At 70.1% G+C, this 16,553-nt stretch carries 10 protein-coding genes and 1 pseudogene; 6 read left to right on the top strand and 5 right to left on the bottom strand.

The features are described from left to right. Positions 1 to 74: 74 nt before the first annotated feature. Entirely contained in the window at positions 75 to 3,830 is a 3,756-nt protein-coding gene (locus ACZ4N5_RS24020; protein WP_467759112.1) for a S8 family peptidase, read from the bottom strand. Positions 3,831 to 3,978: 148 nt separating this feature from the next. Between ACZ4N5_RS24020 and ligA the strand changes: the two genes are divergently transcribed. Beyond that, positions 3,979 to 6,063 (top strand): NAD-dependent DNA ligase LigA, encoded by a 2,085-nt coding sequence (ligA, locus tag ACZ4N5_RS24015; RefSeq protein WP_467759111.1) that lies wholly within the window; start codon positions 3,979 to 3,981, stop codon positions 6,061 to 6,063. On the opposite strand, the gene ACZ4N5_RS24010 is transcribed toward ligA, so the two are convergent. Together ACZ4N5_RS24010 and ACZ4N5_RS24005 are read right to left on the bottom strand one after the other, a co-directional pair. Continuing rightward, positions 6,051 to 6,623 (bottom strand): GNAT family N-acetyltransferase, encoded by a 573-nt coding sequence (locus tag ACZ4N5_RS24010; RefSeq protein ID WP_467759110.1) that lies wholly within the window; start codon positions 6,621 to 6,623, stop codon positions 6,051 to 6,053. The genes ligA and ACZ4N5_RS24010 overlap by 13 nt on opposite strands. 115 nt (positions 6,624 to 6,738) lie before the next feature. Continuing rightward, positions 6,739 to 7,149, bottom strand: a complete 411-nt coding sequence (locus tag ACZ4N5_RS24005; protein ID WP_467759109.1) for a Fur family transcriptional regulator — start codon at positions 7,147 to 7,149, stop codon at positions 6,739 to 6,741. A 595-nt stretch (positions 7,150 to 7,744) separates the two neighbouring features. On the opposite strand from ACZ4N5_RS24005, the gene katG reads away from it, so the two are divergent. Further along, entirely contained in the window at positions 7,745 to 9,967 is a 2,223-nt protein-coding gene (gene katG / locus ACZ4N5_RS24000; protein ID WP_467759108.1) for a catalase/peroxidase HPI, read from the top strand. Positions 9,968 to 10,106: 139 nt separating this feature from the next. Beyond that, positions 10,107 to 11,507, top strand: coding sequence for a dihydrolipoyl dehydrogenase (lpdA, locus tag ACZ4N5_RS23995; RefSeq protein ID WP_467759107.1), 1,401 nt, complete (start codon positions 10,107 to 10,109; stop codon positions 11,505 to 11,507). 103 nt (positions 11,508 to 11,610) lie between these two features. Here lpdA and ACZ4N5_RS23990 read toward each other — a convergent pair. Beyond that, a pseudogene (locus ACZ4N5_RS23990) lies at positions 11,611 to 11,718 on the bottom strand (IS5/IS1182 family transposase); the annotation flags it as partial. A 640-nt stretch (positions 11,719 to 12,358) separates the two neighbouring features. On the opposite strand from ACZ4N5_RS23990, the gene ACZ4N5_RS23985 reads away from it, so the two are divergent. Further along, entirely contained in the window at positions 12,359 to 13,960 is a 1,602-nt protein-coding gene (locus tag ACZ4N5_RS23985) for a TROVE domain-containing protein (RefSeq protein ID WP_467759106.1), read from the top strand. Positions 13,961 to 14,051: 91 nt separating this feature from the next. Here the strand turns inward: ACZ4N5_RS23985 and ACZ4N5_RS23980 are convergent, their stop codons facing one another. Then, on the bottom strand, positions 14,052 to 14,210 hold the full coding sequence (locus ACZ4N5_RS23980) for a hypothetical protein (RefSeq protein WP_467759105.1): 159 nt from the start codon (positions 14,208 to 14,210) through the stop codon (positions 14,052 to 14,054). A gap of 253 nt (positions 14,211 to 14,463) precedes the next feature. Between ACZ4N5_RS23980 and ACZ4N5_RS23975 the strand changes: the two genes are divergently transcribed. Both ACZ4N5_RS23975 and ACZ4N5_RS23970 read left to right on the top strand, forming a co-directional pair. Next, positions 14,464 to 14,916 carry a hypothetical protein gene (locus tag ACZ4N5_RS23975; RefSeq protein ID WP_467759104.1) on the top strand — a complete coding sequence of 151 codons (453 nt, stop codon included), beginning with the start codon at positions 14,464 to 14,466 and terminating at the stop codon, positions 14,914 to 14,916. An 870-nt stretch (positions 14,917 to 15,786) separates the two neighbouring features. Further along, positions 15,787 to 16,527: a hypothetical protein gene (locus ACZ4N5_RS23970; protein WP_467759103.1), complete on the top strand. Its 741-nt coding sequence runs from the start codon at positions 15,787 to 15,789 to the stop codon at positions 16,525 to 16,527. Positions 16,528 to 16,553: the final 26 nt, after the last annotated feature.

The raw sequence follows: 16,553 nt of genomic DNA, 5'->3' as shown, positions 1-16,553 counted from the left end.
CGTCGCAGGTGACGCCAGGCGGGCCCGGGGCTGCGGAAGCCCGGGCCCGCCCGGTCTCACGGGTACGCCAAGGTCTACTTCAAGCCGTAGGCCCGTGTCACCTCCTGCGTGACGCTGTTGCCCGCATCGTCCCAAGTGCGGGCCTTAAGAGACACGAATCCGCTGCGCGGGGCGTCGAATCGGGCGGTCCAGTGGCCGGTGGCCGTACGGTCCAGACGCACCGGACGCCAGTGGCGGCCGTCGTCGTATGAGACGGAGAGCGTCGCGCCCGCGACCCGTCCGGCGCCCGCCGCGTCCGGCAGGTTCGACCCGGTCAGGCCGAGGGTCTGCCGGCCACCGCGCGCGTCGCCCGCGAGGTCGGTGGCGACGTCGTAGTCCAGCTGCATCAGCGCCATCCGGTCGATCTTCATCGGATCGGTCACCGGCGCCGATCGCACCTTCCACACGGTGTGTGTGCGGGGCGACAACCGGTAGGCGCTCGCGTCGCGTTCGGCACGCAGGTCCAGGGTGTAGGTACTCGGAACGTCCGGTACGGGATACACGGTCGCCGAAGCCCAGGCCGAGGTCTTCACCAGCTCACCGTCCTGGTACACCTTGAAGTCCAGGCTGTCGTTGCCGTCCTGCATGTAGCCGCCGTGGTCGGATCCGTTGTCGGTCCAGGGCTGGACGTTGAAGGACACGAAGCCCACCTGCCGCTCCGACCACCAGAAGCCGCTGCCGTTGCGCGGATGCGCGACCGGGGCGAACCAGTCGCTGGTGACCCGCTTGCCGGCCTTGTAGGTGATCATTCCGCCGCGTGACTCCAGAGCCAGGTTCGGCCCGGTGATCGAGTCCTCGGCCCACGAGGTGCCCGGCTGCGCCGACAGGTAGTCCGTGCGCGTCGCGGGCATGTCCGTACGCAGCGGGAATCCGACGGCGTAGGTGCGGTACGGCCGGTAGTCCCAACGGTATTCGCCGCTGGGGTACTTGGTGGTGCCGTGGAAGCGCATGTCCACGACGGCCAGTTCGGAGGCGCGCGGCCGGTACGTCAGGCCCGAATCGGGGATCCGGCCCGGGTGCGGGTCGACGAGGTCGTACACGTACGGCGAGTTGGGCGCTCCCTCGACGTTCAGGCGCAGGGAGCCGTGCTGGGCCTGCTTGATGAGCGGGGCGCCTTCGCGCGCGGTCAGCGAGGCGACCGGGACGGCGCTGTAGCCGCCCTCGTCGGTACCGACCCATTCGAGGAGCTTGCCGGGCTGGTCGTTCACGACAAGCAGGAGTCCCGCCCCGGCGTCGGCCGCCGCCTGTGCCCGCTGCGTACCGGTGACGGTGTCGGAACGGGTCACCAGCACCGCCTTGCCCTTGACCCGCAGCCCCGCGTAGTCGGCGGGGGCGCCGGATCCGGCGTACACCACGTCCATCCGCTTCCGGCCGTCGTAGAAGGCGGATCCGGCCTGCCCGAGGGGCGTGAGTGCCTTGCCGTCGTGGCTCAGCGAGAGCAGCGGGTACGCCTTGCGCCAGCGTGTCTCGTACTCGAAGGTGCCCTGGGTCACCTTCCGCGTGGGCAGCACGAACATGCTGTCGTACGTGGGCGGCAGCAGGTACTCGGAGTCCACGGTGCTGACTCCGCCGTCCGAGCGGTACCAGTTCATGTAGAGCATCCGGTCCTCGGTCCTGCGCGGTACCTCCGCGGTGACCTCGCGGGTCTTGCTCCCGTCGAGGACCACCGTCCGGTCGCGGTCGAGGACGATCTCCGGATCACCGAGCAGCGCCATGCCGAGCGAGTCGGGGCCGTGGCTGCCGGCCACGTCGAGGTAGCTGAGGGCGCTGTAGGTGCCCGCCTGGAGCCGCACGGTCGCGCTGCCGGTGTCACCGACGGGCACGATCTGCGGGTCGGTGTCGCTGCCGAAGCGCTGCAACTGGACGTATCCGGAGGCGGGTTTGCCGGAGCGGTCCTTGAGGGTGACGTCGAGCGAGTAGCGCTCCTCCTCCCGGTAGAGCCCGACCTGGGTGCGGGCTCGCACACCGCCCGACGCGTCGCTCGCGGACACCTGGCCGAGGTAACGGCGGCCGTTCGCGCCGAGGTTCGGCCGCGCGGTGGCGGTGACGGAGGCGGTGCCGTGCGCGGGGACGGTCACGGAGTCGGCGGAGAGGGAGAACATGCCCGCGGGCGCCGGGGTTCCGGCGTCGGCGCCCGGGTCGACGTCGTAGGGGCCGCCGGCCACGGACGCGGCGAGGGCGAGTTTCAGAGTGACGGCGCTGTCACCGCTGTTGCGGTAGGTGAGCGTGCGGTCGACGGTCGCCGGACCGCTGTGCGGCCAGGCGTCGAAGCCGAAGTACGCCGAACCGGTGGCGGTCACGGTCGCGTCGACGGAGGCCGCCACATCGGCCCGGCCCGCGCCGACCTGATAGGCGCTCAGGCCGGGGAGCTCCTTCGACGTGCTCATCAGGGCGTCCTTGAGCTGCGGCGCGGTCCACTCCGGGTGTTCCTCGGCGAGGATCGCGGCCGCTCCGGCGACGTGCGGCGTGGCCATCGAGGTGCCGCTCATCGTCTGGTACCAGCCGGTCTCGGCGCTGCCCCCGGCCTTGGCGGCGAGGATGTCCACGCCGGGTGCGGCGATGTCCGGCTTGAGGGCGTAGTCGCCGTAGCGCGGGCCCGTGCTGGAGAAGTACGCGAGCTGGTCGTCGGAGTCCACCGCGGCCACGGTCAGCGCGTCGTCGGCGGCGCCCGGGGCGCTCATGGACGCTTCCGTCCCGGTGTTGCCCGCGGCGACGACGAACAGCGCGCCGCTCTTCTCGCTGAGCCGGTCAAGCGCCTCGCTCATCGGGTCGGTGCCGTCCGTGGGCTCGGAGCCGCCGAGGCTCATGCTCACCACCTTGGCGCCCTGGTCGACGGCCCATTCCATGCCGGCGATGACCCAGGAGTCGTCTCCGTAGCCCTCGTTGGCGAGGACCTTGCCGATCAGCAGGTCGGCGCCGGGCGCCACGCCCTTCTCGGCTCCGTCGGAGGCGGCTCCGCTGCCGCCCACGGTGGACGCGGTGTGGGTCCCGTGTCCGTGCCCGTCCTCGGCGGATTCGCCGGGCACGAAGCTGACCGCGCTGCTGATCCGGCCGGCCAGGTCCGGGTGATGGCTGTCGGCACCCGTGTCGAGCACGGCGACCTTGACGCCCTTGCCGTCGAGCCCGGCCTTCCAGGCGGCCGGCGCGCCGATCTGCGCGGTGCTGTCCTTCAAGGTGGCCTTGACGCGGCCGTCCAGCCAGATCTTGGACAGGCCGCCCTTCAGCGAGGGCCGCTGCGCGGGGGTGTCGGTGGCGACCGATCTCCAGAGCTTCCTGGCCTGCTTCTTGGACGCCCGGACGGAGGTGCCGTTGACGCTCTTCAGCGACCGCACCTTGGTGGTGCCGGTCGGAGTCGCCGCCACCTTGTCGCGGTAGCCGAGGATCAGCGGGAGTCCGGAGCTGTGCTGGTCGTCGTAGCCCTGCTCGATGAGGGCGGTGACGTCGAAGAGGCGTCGGTCGAGACGGTTCGCGGCGAGATAGGGCAACGCCTCGTCCGGGTAGACGTAGAGGTCCTTGCCGACCGTCTCGGTGTGTACGCCGCCGGTGGCGCCGCGCGGGCGCCGTACGTCGACGGAGTGCTTGCCTGCGCCGAGGTCCATCACCTTGACCACGTCTCCGGTGATCAGCGTGACGGTGCGGTCGGCGCCCGTGCGGGACGGGGCGGCGGGAGCCGTGGGCGCGCTGTTCGCGGCGTCCGCCTGGCCGGTGAGTGAGCCGAGCACGGCGGCTGCGGCCGCCGCTGCCGCGAGGGCCCGCCTGCCTCGTGGGCGGCGCGGTATGAGGGAGATCATGGCTAGGTCCTACCGGTCCGCGTCGGCCCGGGGGAACGCCAAGAGGCTGGCACCAAAGCGCCACGTCTCACATGTGCCAACGCGGCCGGCTCCTGGCGAGCGGGTCGACGGGAGGGCATTGTCAGTGGTGGCAGGCAGGATGACGGGTATGACAACACCAGTCGCAGTGATCGTGGATGCCGTCGCCTACGCGCAGGCGGTCGAGGACGCGTTGAAGGCATCGGCCGCCTATTACGAGGGCGGCACCTCCATGCTGGACGACGACGCGTACGACCGGCTCGTGCGCGGCATCGCCGCGTGGGAGGCCGAACATCCCGATCAGGTGCTGCCCGACTCGCCGACCGGGAAGGTCGCGGGCGGCGCCGTCGAGGGAGATGTCCCGCACACGGTGGCGATGCTGAGCCTGGACAACGTGTTCTCGCCCGAGGAGTTCACCGCCTGGACGGTGTCGGTGGCCCGGCGGATCGGTCACGAGGTGGAGCACTTCAGCGTCGAGCCGAAGCTCGACGGTCTTGCCATCGCCGCGCGCTACAGCCAGGGCAGGCTGACGCAACTGGTGACGCGCGGGGACGGGACGGCCGGTGAGGACGTCTCGCACGCGATCGGAACGATCGAGGGCCTGCCCGGCGAGCTCACGGAGCCGCTCACGCTGGAGGCGCGCGGCGAAGTCCTCATGACGACGGCCCAGTTCGAGCACGCCAACGAGGTGCGCACCGCGCACGGTGGGCAGCCGTTCGCGAACCCGCGCAACGCCGCGGCGGGCACCCTGCGCGCCAAGGAGCGTGCCTACACCGTTCCGATGACCTTCTTCGGCTACGGCCTTCTCCCGGTGTCCGGAACCGAAGCTGAGGAGGCCGCCCGGCTGGGCGAGCTCGCGCACAGCGAACTCATGGCACGGGCCGCCGAGTTGGGCGTGAACACCACCGCCGGCACCGCCGTCCCCGGCATCACGGCGGCGTCCGCCGAGCAGGTCCTGGCCCGAGTCCAGGAGATCGGGGCACTGCGCGCCGAGCTGCCGTTCGGGATCGACGGGATCGTCATCAAGGCCGACCTGGCAGCCGACCAGCGGGCCGCCGGGTCGGGTTCACGCGCGCCGCGGTGGGCGATCGCCTACAAGCTCCCGGCCGTCGAGAAGATCACCCGGCTGCTGGCGGTGGAGTGGAACGTCGGCCGTACGGGCATCATCGCCCCGCGCGCGGTGCTGGAGCCGGTCGAGATCGACGGTTCGACCATCACGTACGCCACCCTCCACAATCCGGCGGACATCACGCGTCGCGATCTGCGGCTGGGCGACCATGTGATGGTCCACCGCGCCGGAGACGTCATCCCCCGGATCGAAGCGCCCGTGGCCCATCTGCGCACCGGCGAGGAACAGCCCATCGTCTTCCCCGAGACGTGCCCGAACTGCGGATCCGCCATCGACACGAGCGAGCAGCGCTGGCGTTGCGAGCAGGGCCGCAACTGCCATCTGGTCGCCGCGCTCTCGTACGCCGCCGGCCGCGACCAGCTCGACATCGAGGGCCTCGGCCATACGCGGGTGGTCCAGCTCGTCGAGGCCGGTCTGGCCGCCGATCTCGCCGATCTGTTCAGCCTGACCCGCGATCAGCTCCTCGGCCTGGAGCGCATGGGCGAGACCAGCACCGACAACCTCCTCGCGGCGATCGAGGCGGCCAAGGGACAGCCGCTCTCGCGGGTGCTGTGCGCGCTGGGCGTCCGCGGCACCGGCCGTTCCATGTCCCGGCGCATCGCCCGGTACTTCGCCACCATGGAGTTGGTGCGCGCGGCGGATGCGGAAACGATGCAGCGGGTCGAGGGCATCGGCACCGAGAAGGCCCCGTCGATCGTCGCCGAGCTGGCCGAACTCGCCCCGCTCATCGACAAGCTCGCCGCTGCCGGGGTCAACATGACCGAGCCCGGCGCCACCCCGCCCGCTCCGGCCGGTGAGGACGACCCGACCGCGGAGGGCGGCGAAGCCGCGGGCGGGCCGCTGGCCGGGATGACGGTGGTGGTCACCGGTGCGATGACCGGGGCCCTGGAGCAGCTCAGCCGCAACCAGATGAACGAGCTCATCGAACGGGCCGGCGGGCGTTCCTCCTCCAGCGTGTCGAAGAAGACCACCCTGGTCGTCGCCGGGGAGGGCGCGGGATCCAAGCGCGCCAAGGCCGAGACTCTCGGGATCAGACTCGCGGCACCGGAGGAGTTCGCCACGCTGGTCGCCGACTACCTCGCCTGATCGCTCCGTCCGCGGGGTCGGCCGATCCGCCGGGCCAGCACCTGGCCCGGCCAGGTCCCGGACAGGAAGGGGCTGGTGGGGGTGAATCCCTGGCGCTCGTAGAACGCGACCAGTTCGCCCCCGCCGCCCGCCCAGCAGTCGACCCGCAGCAATTCGACGCCGGCCCGCCGGGTCTCCTCGGCGGCGTGGGCCAGCAGTGCCGCCCCGATGCCCCGGCCGGCGTAGCGCCGGTCGGTTACGAGCAGCCGGACGTACCGCTCGGGTTCCCCGGCGGGCTCGATCGGCATCAGCGGGCTGGGCCCGGAGTCCAGCACCATGGCTCCGACGGGTGCTCCGTCCGACTCCGCGATGTAGGGGGCGTTCTCGGTCGTGTACCGATGGACGCGCTCCGCCCCGCCAGACGTCTGCGAGTACGGGATGGTGCCCCACTGCTCGGTGTTGCCGCGGCCGTTCATCCAGACCACCGCCGCGTCGAGCATGTCCAGGATGGCCTGCGCGTCGGCCGGGCCGCCCGGCCTGATCCGTATCTCCTGTGTCGTGCCCCGCGTGGTGTCGTTCACGGCGGAAAGCTTAGGCATCACCGTGCGAGCCGCCCCGGGGCTGGGCCCCGCCGGACGGATCACGGACGAGTCCGTCGCCCGCCGGACTGGAGTCCGGACGGGATCCGGACGGACCCTAGACGCACGAAGGGCACAGCCCCCGATAGGTGACCTCGACGGCGGCCACCGTGAACCCGAATCGTTCCGCCGCCGGAAGGTCGGCCAGCGGGTTGCCGGTCGGATGGACGTCACGGACGGTGCCGCAGCTGGAGCACACCAGGTGCTGGTGCGGGTGGTGGGCGTTGGGGTCGTAGCGCTTGGCGCGGCCGTCGGTGGAGACCTCGATGACCTCGCCGAGGGAGACCAGCTCCCCCAGGGCGTTGTAGACGGTCGCCCGGGAGATCTCGGGCAGCCGTTCCGCCGCGCGGGCGTGCACCTCGTCGGCCGTGAGGTGCACATGCTCGCCGTCGAGGACCTCCGCAACGACACGCCGCTGGGAGGTCATTCGCCAGCCACGCCCTCGCAGTCGCTCCAGCAGGTCACTCATATCGGTTCACCTTTTCAGGATCAGTGGGAACCCGCAGTTTATCGGTGTGCATCCTGGGTCCGATCGGATACGCGTTTGGCGTCCTTCTTGACTTGGACTCTGTCCATTGTAGGATCGGTTTTGGCACTGGCCAAGGGACAGGAAGACTTCAGTACGGGCAGGAGAGACAGAGATGTCGGGACCACCGCCGTGGAACGTCGCGGCGCCGGCCTGCGTGTGACGGCCGCCCATGACACGCTGCTCGGGACCCTCCCGGAGCCCTGGGCCACCTCGGCGAGGACGCGATCGCTGCCGAGGTGTGCCGCCCGGGCGCCGTATCTCCCTCCACGTCGCACACAGCCCTCCGTCCGCTCACCGTGGCGGGACGCGTACCCCGTATCGGACCGGTCCAGCCGGCCCGATGCGAGCGGTGTAACGACGTCCCCGCCCTCGACTGTGCGGGCGGCTGCGCCCCCTGCCTGTTCCCGTCCCAAGACCACGGCCTCCCCGTCGACCGCGTCGATGGTTCCGGGGCCGGCCGCCGGGGCCCCCGCCCCGGCTGTTCCCCCACCCGCAGTCTCTGAGCACCGAGATCCGCCCGTCCGGAAGGATTCCCATGTCTGAGAACCACGATGCGATCGTCACCGACGCAAAAACGGAGGCCGGAGGCGGCTGCCCGGTCGCGCACGACCGCGCCCCGCACCCGACCCAGGGCGGCGGAAACCGCCAGTGGTGGCCGGAGCGGCTCAACCTGAAGATCCTTGCCAAGAACCCCGCCGTGGCCAACCCGCTCGGCGAGGACTTCGACTACGCCGCGGCCTTCGAGGCCCTCGACCTCGCGGCCGTGAAGCAGGACATCGCCGAGGTGCTCACGACCTCGCAGGACTGGTGGCCCGCCGACTTCGGCAACTACGGCCCCTTCATGATCCGCATGGCGTGGCACAGCGCGGGCACCTACCGCATCAGCGACGGCCGCGGCGGTGCCGGTGCCGGGCAGCAGCGCTTCGCCCCCCTCAACAGCTGGCCGGACAACGGCAACCTGGACAAGGCCCGCCGTCTGCTGTGGCCCGTCAAGAAGAAGTACGGCCAGAGCCTCTCCTGGGCCGACCTCATGATCCTCACCGGCAACGTCGCGCTGGAGCAGATGGGCTTCGACACCTTCGGCTTCGCCGGCGGCCGCGAGGACGTGTGGGAGTCCGAGGAGGACGTGTACTGGGGTCCCGAGACCACCTGGCTCGACGACCAGCGCTACACCGGCGACCGCGACCTGGAGAACCCTCTCGGCGCCGTCCAGATGGGCCTCATCTACGTCAACCCGGAGGGCCCGAACGGCAACCCGGACCCGATCGCCGCGGCCCGCGACATCCGTGAGACCTTCCGCCGGATGGCGATGAACGACGAGGAGACGGTCGCCCTCATCGCGGGTGGCCACACCTTCGGCAAGACCCACGGCGCGGGCCCGGCGGAGAGCGTCGGCGACGACCCCGAGGCCGCCCCGATCGAGGCGCAGGGCCTGGGCTGGAAGAGCACGTACCGCACGGGCAAGGGCGCGGACGCCATCACCTCCGGCCTGGAGGTCACCTGGACCACCACGCCCACCCAGTGGAGCAACAGCTTCTTCGACCACCTCTTCGGTTACGAGTGGGAGCTGACCCAGAGCCCCGCGGGCGCCAACCAGTGGAAGCCCAAGGACGGCGCGGGCGAGGGCACCGTCCCGGCCGCCCACGACCCCTCCAAGAAGATCGCCCCCTCGATGCTCACGACCGACCTGTCGCTGCGCCTCGACCCGATCTACGAGCCGATCTCCCGTCGCTTCCACGAGAACCCCGCCGAGTTCGCCGACGCCTTCGCGCGGGCCTGGTACAAGCTGACCCACCGCGACATGGGCCCGAAGTCCCTCTACCTCGGCCCCGAGGTCCCGGAGGAGACCCTGCTGTGGCAGGACCCGCTGCCGGAGGCGGAGGGCGAGGTCATCGACGCCCAGGACATCACCGCCCTCAAGGCGAAGATCCTCGACTCGGACCTGACGGTCTCGCAGCTGGTCTCCACCGCATGGGCGTCGGCCTCGACGTTCCGCGGCAGCGACAAGCGCGGCGGAGCCAACGGCGCGCGCATCCGTCTGGAGCCGCAGCGCGGCTGGGAGGCCAACGACCCCGACCAGCTGGCGGCGGTGCTGCGCACGCTGGAAGGCATCCAGCGTGACTTCAACGCCGGTGGCAAGAACGTCTCGCTGGCCGACCTGATCGTCCTCGGCGGCGTCGCCGCCGTCGAGAAGGCCGCCAAGGACGCCGGTCACGACGTCCAGGTGCCCTTCACCCCGGGCCGCGTCGACGCGACGGACGAGCACACCGACGCGGAGTCCTTCGCCGCGCTGGAGCCGCGCGCGGACGGCTTCCGCAACTACCTCGGCAAGGGCAACCGGCTGCCGGCCGAATACCTGCTGCTCGACCGGGCGAACCTGCTGACCCTGAGCGCGCCGGAGCTCACCGTCCTCGTCGGCGGTCTGCGCGCCCTGGGCGCGACCCACCAGGGGTCCTCGCACGGTGTCCTCACCGGGACCCCCGGGACGCTGACGAACGACTTCTTCGTCAACCTGCTCGACCTGGGCACGACCTGGACACCGACGTCCGAGGACGCGACCACCTTCGAGGGCCGCGACGACGCCACCGGCAAGATCAAGTGGACCGGCACGCGTGCCGACCTCGTCTTCGGCTCGAACTCCGAGCTGCGCGCGCTCGCGGAGGTCTACGCGAGCGACGACGCCCGGGCGAAGTTCGTGAACGACTTCGTCGCCGCTTGGGACAAGGTCATGAACCTGGACCGGTTCGACCTCGTCTGACATCCGGTGTCCGGGCCGGCCCTGACCGGGGCCGGCCCGGACGCCTTCGGCCGGAACGGGCCCTCGGCATGCCCGGCCCACGGCCCGGCGTCACGCCAGGATCGGCGATCCGGTGGCGGGGCGTTCTAGGCTGGCCGCCATGAGCGCACACTTTGACGTGGTGGTCCTGGGCGCCGGCCCGGGTGGATATGTCGCGGCGATCCGAGCCGCCCAACTCGGACTCAGCACGGCGATCGTCGAGGAGAAGTACTGGGGCGGTGTGTGCCTGAACGTGGGGTGCATCCCGTCGAAGGCGCTGCTGCGCAACGCGGAGCTCGCCCACATCTTCACCCAGGAGGCCAAGACCTTCGGCATCCAGGTGAACGGTGAGGTGAGCTTCGACTACGGCGCGGCCTTCACCCGCAGTCGGAAGGTGGCGGACGGACGGGTCAAGGGCGTCCACTACCTGATGAAGAAGAACAAGATTACCCAGTACACCGGCCACGGCACCTTCCGCGACGACAACACCCTCCAGATCGCCCTCTCCGACGGCGGCGCGGAAACGGTCACCTTCGGCCACTGCATCATCGGCGCCGGCGCCACCACCAAGCTGCTCCCCGGAACCTCACTGAGCGAGCGCGTGGTGACGTACGAGGAGCAGATCCTGTCGGACACGCTCCCGGACAGCATCATCATCGCGGGCGCCGGCGCCATCGGCGTGGAGTTCGCCTACGTGCTCCACAACTACGGCGTCCAGGTCACCCTCGTCGAATTCCTCGACCGCATCGTCCCGTTGGAGGACGAGGAGGTCTCCGCCGAACTGGCCCGCCGATACAAGCGACTCGGCATCAATGTGCTGACGTCGACCCGCGTCGAGGCGATCGACGACTCCGGGGACACGGTCAAGGTCATGGTGACCACGGGCGGCCAGCGGCAGACGTTGGAGGCCGGCAAGGTGCTGCAGGCGATCGGCTTCCAGCCGCGGGTGCAGGGCTACGGCCTGGAGAACACCGGCGTGAAACTCACCGACCGCGGGGCGATCGACATCGACGGCCGCTGCCGTACGAGCGTGCCGCACATCTACGCCATCGGTGACGTGACGGCGAAGCTGATGCTGGCCCACGCGGCCGAGTCGATGGGCATCGTGGCGGCCGAGACGATCGCCGACGCGGAGACGATGGAACTCGACTACGTCATGATCCCTCGGGCGACCTACTGCCAGCCGCAGATCGCCAGCTTCGGCTGGACCGAGGCGCAGGCCCGCGACAGGGGCTTCGACGTCCAGGTGGCGAAGTTCCCGTTCACCGCCAACGGCAAGGCGCACGGCCTCGGTGACACCGCGGGTTTCGTCAAGATTCTCAGCGACGCGCGCCACGGCGAACTTCTCGGCGCCCATCTGATCGGCCCCGAAGTCACCGAGCTGCTCCCGGAACTGACGCTCGCTCAGCAGTGGGATCTGACGGTCCACGAGGTCGCGCGCAATGTGCACGGGCACCCGACCCTCGGCGAGGCGGTCAAGGAGGCCATTCACGGGCTGGCCGGCCACATGATCAACATGTGACGGGTGAATGCCGCCGCACCCCTTCTGAACTGCAGCGCAGCGAGCCAGGAAGGGGTGCGGCGGCGTCTCTGGGACTTCTCTGGGACGTTGGGCCTGCGCAGGACCGGTCCTCCAGCGGCAGGTTCCAGGGTCGGCCCCTGCGGACCGGCTCCGCGCCTTCGCGCCTCGACGCGGTGATCGATTTGCCGAACTGACGCGGGCTCACCCCCATGAACGGACCTATCCAGACACCTCAGGGCTCTAACGCGTCAAGTCCGCGTCCGTGAATCCGCCGATTTCCCCAGCCGTTCCAGAGCGTGTGATGCCAGGCGTCGGCGTCGGGGCCCGGGCGTATCACTGGCGGCAGAGGGCCCGGGCTGGTCTCGATCAGGTGCAGCAACGACCATGCGACGCCATAGCAGTCGTCGGGGCCGGAGCAGGCAGCCGGAGCACGCGCCTCGTCGGGTGTGACTGACGCGGAGAGGGACATCGACCTCCTCTTCGGCTGACGTCGGCCAGCGTTACCGGCTCACCGTGACCAGCAGTTACGGGACAGCGCCTACACTCCCGACAACGCCTCTGACCAGGCCAGACAGCGCAACGCTGCTGGAGTATTAAATCGCTGGTGTGCGACCCGATGGCGCTTGTATGTTGGGATCGCGACCGCGCCTCCGATGCGCTCGGCTGCGGCTACTTCCTTCCGAAAACCAAGTAACGCCGCCGCCACCTTTGATCTCGGCAGGCGCGGGCGTGTTCGCCCCGTCGGGGCGTCTTCGCCCCGTCGACCTTTTGGCCGGGGCCGTCCAGTCCTTTGAATCCGGGGGGATTCGCTGCCTCGTCACACCCCGCGCGTCTCCAAGATCTGGTCCGAGATGCTCGTGGCCTCGCACATCTCGGCCGCCGCCCGCTCCCTGTCCCCACCACGGCTCGGTCACGAGTGCACGCCGGACTTCCGCACCTACGAGGGCGGTCAGGCCTTCGTCCGGGAACCCCGCGAGGAACTCTTCCTGCTCGCGGTCGGCAACTTCGTCTCCCAGCGCACCTTTTACGAGAGCGGTGCGGAGCGGGACGACCGGTACGCCCGCCTCGTCGGTGAACTCGCTCTCCAGGACCCCGAATGGACGGCCGGCCTGCTGCGCTGGCTTCGCGGCGAGGGCAACATGCGCACGGCGTCCCTGGTGGGCGCCGCCGCGTACGTACGGGCCCGGCTCAGAGCCGGTGAGTCCGGGGACCCGTCCAACCGGTCCGTGATCGACTCGGTGCTCCAGCGTGCCGACGAGCCCGGCGAACTGCTCGCCCACTGGATCTCGGCGTACGGGCGGAACGTGCCGCAGCCGGTGAAGCGGGGCGTCGCCGACGGCGTACGCCGTCTGTACACGTCTCGGTCCCTGCTCAAGTACGACACCGCGTCCAAGGATCTGCGCTTCGGCGACGTGCTCAACCTGGTGCACGCCTCCCCCGACCCGGACAAGCCCTGGCAGGGTGCGCTCTTCCGCTACGCCCTGGACCGCCGCCACCACCCGGAACAGGCGGTTCCGCCGTTCTCCGACCGTCTGCTGACCGCCCACCGGACTCTGATGGAAGCGCCTGCGGACGAACGGCGCGCCTTGGTGACCGGGCCGGGCGGCTCCGAGCGGCTTGCCGCGGCAGGCATGACGTGGGAGGCGCTGGCGGGTTGGCTCCACGGACCGATGGACGCCGCTGTCTGGGAAGCCATGATCCCCACGATGGCGCCGATGGCGCTCCTGCGGAACCTGCGGAACTTCGACGAGGCGGGAGTCTCGGACGACGTCGCGGCCCAGGTCGCCGCCCGTCTCTCGAACGCCTCCGAGGTGGCCCGGTCCCGGCAGTTCCCCTTCCGCTACCTGGCCGCCCACCAGCACGCACCGTCGCAGCGCTGGGCGGCCGCACTGGAACAGGCCCTGACCCACTCCCTGCCCAACGTACCGCCGCTTCCCGGCCGGACCCTGATCCTGGTGGACCGGTCCGGCTCGATGTTCTACGGCACCGTCTCCGAGCGGTCCAAGCTGACCCACGCGGACGCGGCAGCCGTGTTCGGCACCGCGCTGGCCATGCGCGCCGAGCAGGCGGATCTGGTGGAGTTCGGCTCGAGCAGCGCGCAGGTGCCGTTCGAGGCGGGTGAGCCGGTGCTCGAGGTGCTGAAACGGTTCCACGATATGGGCGGCACCCACACCGCCGAGGCGGTGCGGACTCATTACCGGGGGCACGACCGGGTCCTGATCGTCACCGACGAGCAGGCCGCCCCCTGCCGCTGCTCCGGGGACCCGGCCCAGCCGGTCCCGCTCGACATCCCGGTCTACACCTGGAACCTTGCGGGATACCGGCCCGCCCACGGCCCAACGGGCCCCCACCGGCACACCTTCGGCGGCCTCACGGACGCCGCGTTCCGGATGGTCGGCCTCATCGAGGCCGGCCGCGCGGCCGCGTGGCCGTGGACCGCCGAACCGGCGTGATCCGTACGGTCACCCCGCAGCCGGTGGATCGGGTGCGCCATCAGCACCCCTGCCCGTCCGGCTCCCATCACCGGAAGGCGCCAGGCACACATCAGAACAGGGGCTCTGCGCTCCAGGCGGTGGTCGAGGGCTGTGGCGGACGGGACTTGTCCTGACGCAGGACGGCAACGGCCTCTTCGACCCGGCCGAGGTCGATGAGGTACCCGGCCAACTCGTGACTGTTCACGGAGGCGTGGGGTCGCGGGACCACAACACCTCCCACACACCGATCGCCGGGGTTTGCCATCGCCGGCTGACGCGATGTTGCGGTCATGAGTAGAAGTACTCATGACGCCCGCCGAGCTGCGGGAAAGGATCAGGGAATGACGACGCCAAGGAAGATGAGAGTCCGGCTCGGGATGCTGACGTCAGCGGTGTTGGTCCTGTCGGCGACAGGGTGCGGAACGCAGCGGGCAGGGGATGCCGCCGACGCATACCGGAGTTCGCATCCAACGCCGAGCGGCATGGCGACGCCGAGCACACCAGTGGACTTCACCTGTCCGGGCGAGAGCGCCGAGCCGACGGAGTCCACGGCCGCCGCCACCCCCGGCTCAACCGAGTCGCCGGCCGACCACTACGCCGAGAACCACGGCTTCAGGGTTCCCATTCCGCTCCACGGCCAGAACCGCTGCGACGGGCTGACCGTCGTCGGACGCGTCAAGGACGCACTCGAACCGCTGCGCCGACGTGGCGACTTCGCCCCGGACAGCGTCCGCGCCGCGCTCACCGGTCTCGGCTACTCCGCCGAGAAGGTACAGACGTACCAGAACGGGTCCGCCGGGGTCGGCTTCCTCATCGACATCGGCGTCTCTCCCTGGTGTGTGGAGGGCATGATGAGCAGTGGCTCCACGAAGGCGGATGCTTTCGGCGGCTACCCCGACGGCAGCAACTGTGAGCCCCCGAGCGGCGGCCACTGACCAGAGCCTGCGATGCAGGTGTTCGGGGCCGGCCCGTCGTGCATGCCACCGAGCTCGGGCTGAACGGGGTGACATTCCCAAGTCGCCCTGAACCGTCGTGCTCACGGATTCACGATGGGACCGCGGTGGCTGTCCCGCTCGGGCCCCGACCCCCGTAGCGCGACCGCAGTTCCGGCTACAGGACATTCATGCTCATCCCGCGGCAGACTGTCGGTGATCGTCTCCGCAGAGCATGCCGAAGGGGCGGCACCCCGCACAGGGTGCCGCCCCTCCCCGGTCTTCTCAGGAACTGCCACCAGTCGGTTTTGAGTGCGCGGACAGGCGCCGGTTCCGAGGCCTTGTCGCCATACCGACTGCGGCAGGCGCTGGGAAAAACCGCAAATCAATGGTTTTGGACCTGCCCCGCTGTAAAACTGCCGCGACCTGGCCGTCTGGGGGCAGCCGAGGCCGCGGGCCCGGAACTGCGATTCGACCGCATGGGGGCACCACTCCGAGCGGAGACTCCCGCCCCCGATGTTCGGATGGGCGATGCGCACGCTGATTGAACGGCGGGCCGTCATCCCAGAGCGAGGCAGGTGCACCGCTGCAGGTGGGGCACTCGTGGGGCATGAGGATGCCCATACCCTGGAAGGCGCATTTGGGCGCGTAATGGACGCGCGGTCTGCAAATCTGCCGAGCCCACTGGCGCCACCCCACAAAGACGCATGAGAGCTGGGCCGTGCGTGGGCCGGACGAGGGAGGACAGCAACGGCCAGCAACGGCACATGACAACAGCATCCTTGCCGTTCAGACCAACAGTGCCTGCCATCCGCCGAGGTAGCCGAGCCGGGGCGTCACTTGATCAACATGTGACACGCGACAATCACCTCCATGAATGACAGATCGAACGACACCGAGAGCCGGATCGTCAGGATCGAGCGGCTCCTGGAGTCCGGCGAGCGCGAAGTGGCACCCGCCTGGCGGAGGGTGACGCACGGCGAGCCGCGCTGGGCGGTGACCGTCGCGATCCTGGTGGCGGTCATCCTCCAGCTGAAACTGCCGCACCGGCTGACCCTGATGTCGCCCTGGGTACTGCCGGTCCTGGAACTGGTTCTGCTGGGGGGCCTGATCGCCGCCAACCCCCGGCGGGTCGAGCCCCGGAACAAGCGGCTGCGGTGGCTGGGCCTGGCGCTGATCTGCTTGATCAGTCTGGCCAACGGCTGGGCGGCCGCACAGCTGGTGACGGACCTGGTGCACGGCACGGACTGGTCGCACCCCCCGACGTTGCTGCTGACCGGCGCCAACATCTGGCTGACGAACGTCATCGTGTTCGGCCTGTGGTACTGGGAGTGGGACCGAGGCGGACCGGCGGACCGGATGATGGGCCATCACCAGTTCGCCGACTTCCTGTTCGTGCAGATGCAGAGCCCCGAATCCGCGCCGCCGGACTGGGAACCGGCGTTCCTGGACTACCTGTACCTCTCCTTCACCAACTCCACCGCGTTCAGCCCGACCGACGTGATGCCGCTGTCCCGCTGGGCCAAGATGCTGATGATGCTCCAGTCCACGGTCTCACTGGTGACCGTGGTGCTGGTGGTGGCCCGCGCCGTCAACATCCTGAAGTCACCGTGACCCATCCCCGTCCTGCAGTGACCGTC

Source organism: Streptomyces sp. NPDC026500, from assembly GCF_055567635.1.
This window is presented reverse-complemented; position numbering and strand designations above follow the sequence as displayed.

Bases quoted from the DNA above. Each gene is read 5' to 3' on its own strand.
- ACZ4N5_RS24020 (WP_467759112.1), bottom strand. From the start codon at position 3,830: ATGATCTCCCTCATACCGCGCCGCCCACGAGGCAGGCGGGCCCTCGCG.
- ligA (WP_467759111.1), top strand. From the start codon at position 3,979: ATGACAACACCAGTCGCAGTGATCGTGGATGCCGTCGCCTACGCGCAG.
- ACZ4N5_RS24005 (WP_467759109.1), bottom strand. From the start codon at position 7,149: ATGAGTGACCTGCTGGAGCGACTGCGAGGGCGTGGCTGGCGAATGACC.
- katG (WP_467759108.1), top strand. From the start codon at position 7,745: ATGTCTGAGAACCACGATGCGATCGTCACCGACGCAAAAACGGAGGCC.
- lpdA (WP_467759107.1), top strand. From the start codon at position 10,107: ATGAGCGCACACTTTGACGTGGTGGTCCTGGGCGCCGGCCCGGGTGGA.
- ACZ4N5_RS23985 (WP_467759106.1), top strand. From the start codon at position 12,359: ATGCTCGTGGCCTCGCACATCTCGGCCGCCGCCCGCTCCCTGTCCCCA.
- ACZ4N5_RS23975 (WP_467759104.1), top strand. From the start codon at position 14,464: ATGGCGACGCCGAGCACACCAGTGGACTTCACCTGTCCGGGCGAGAGC.
- ACZ4N5_RS23970 (WP_467759103.1), top strand. From the start codon at position 15,787: ATGAATGACAGATCGAACGACACCGAGAGCCGGATCGTCAGGATCGAG.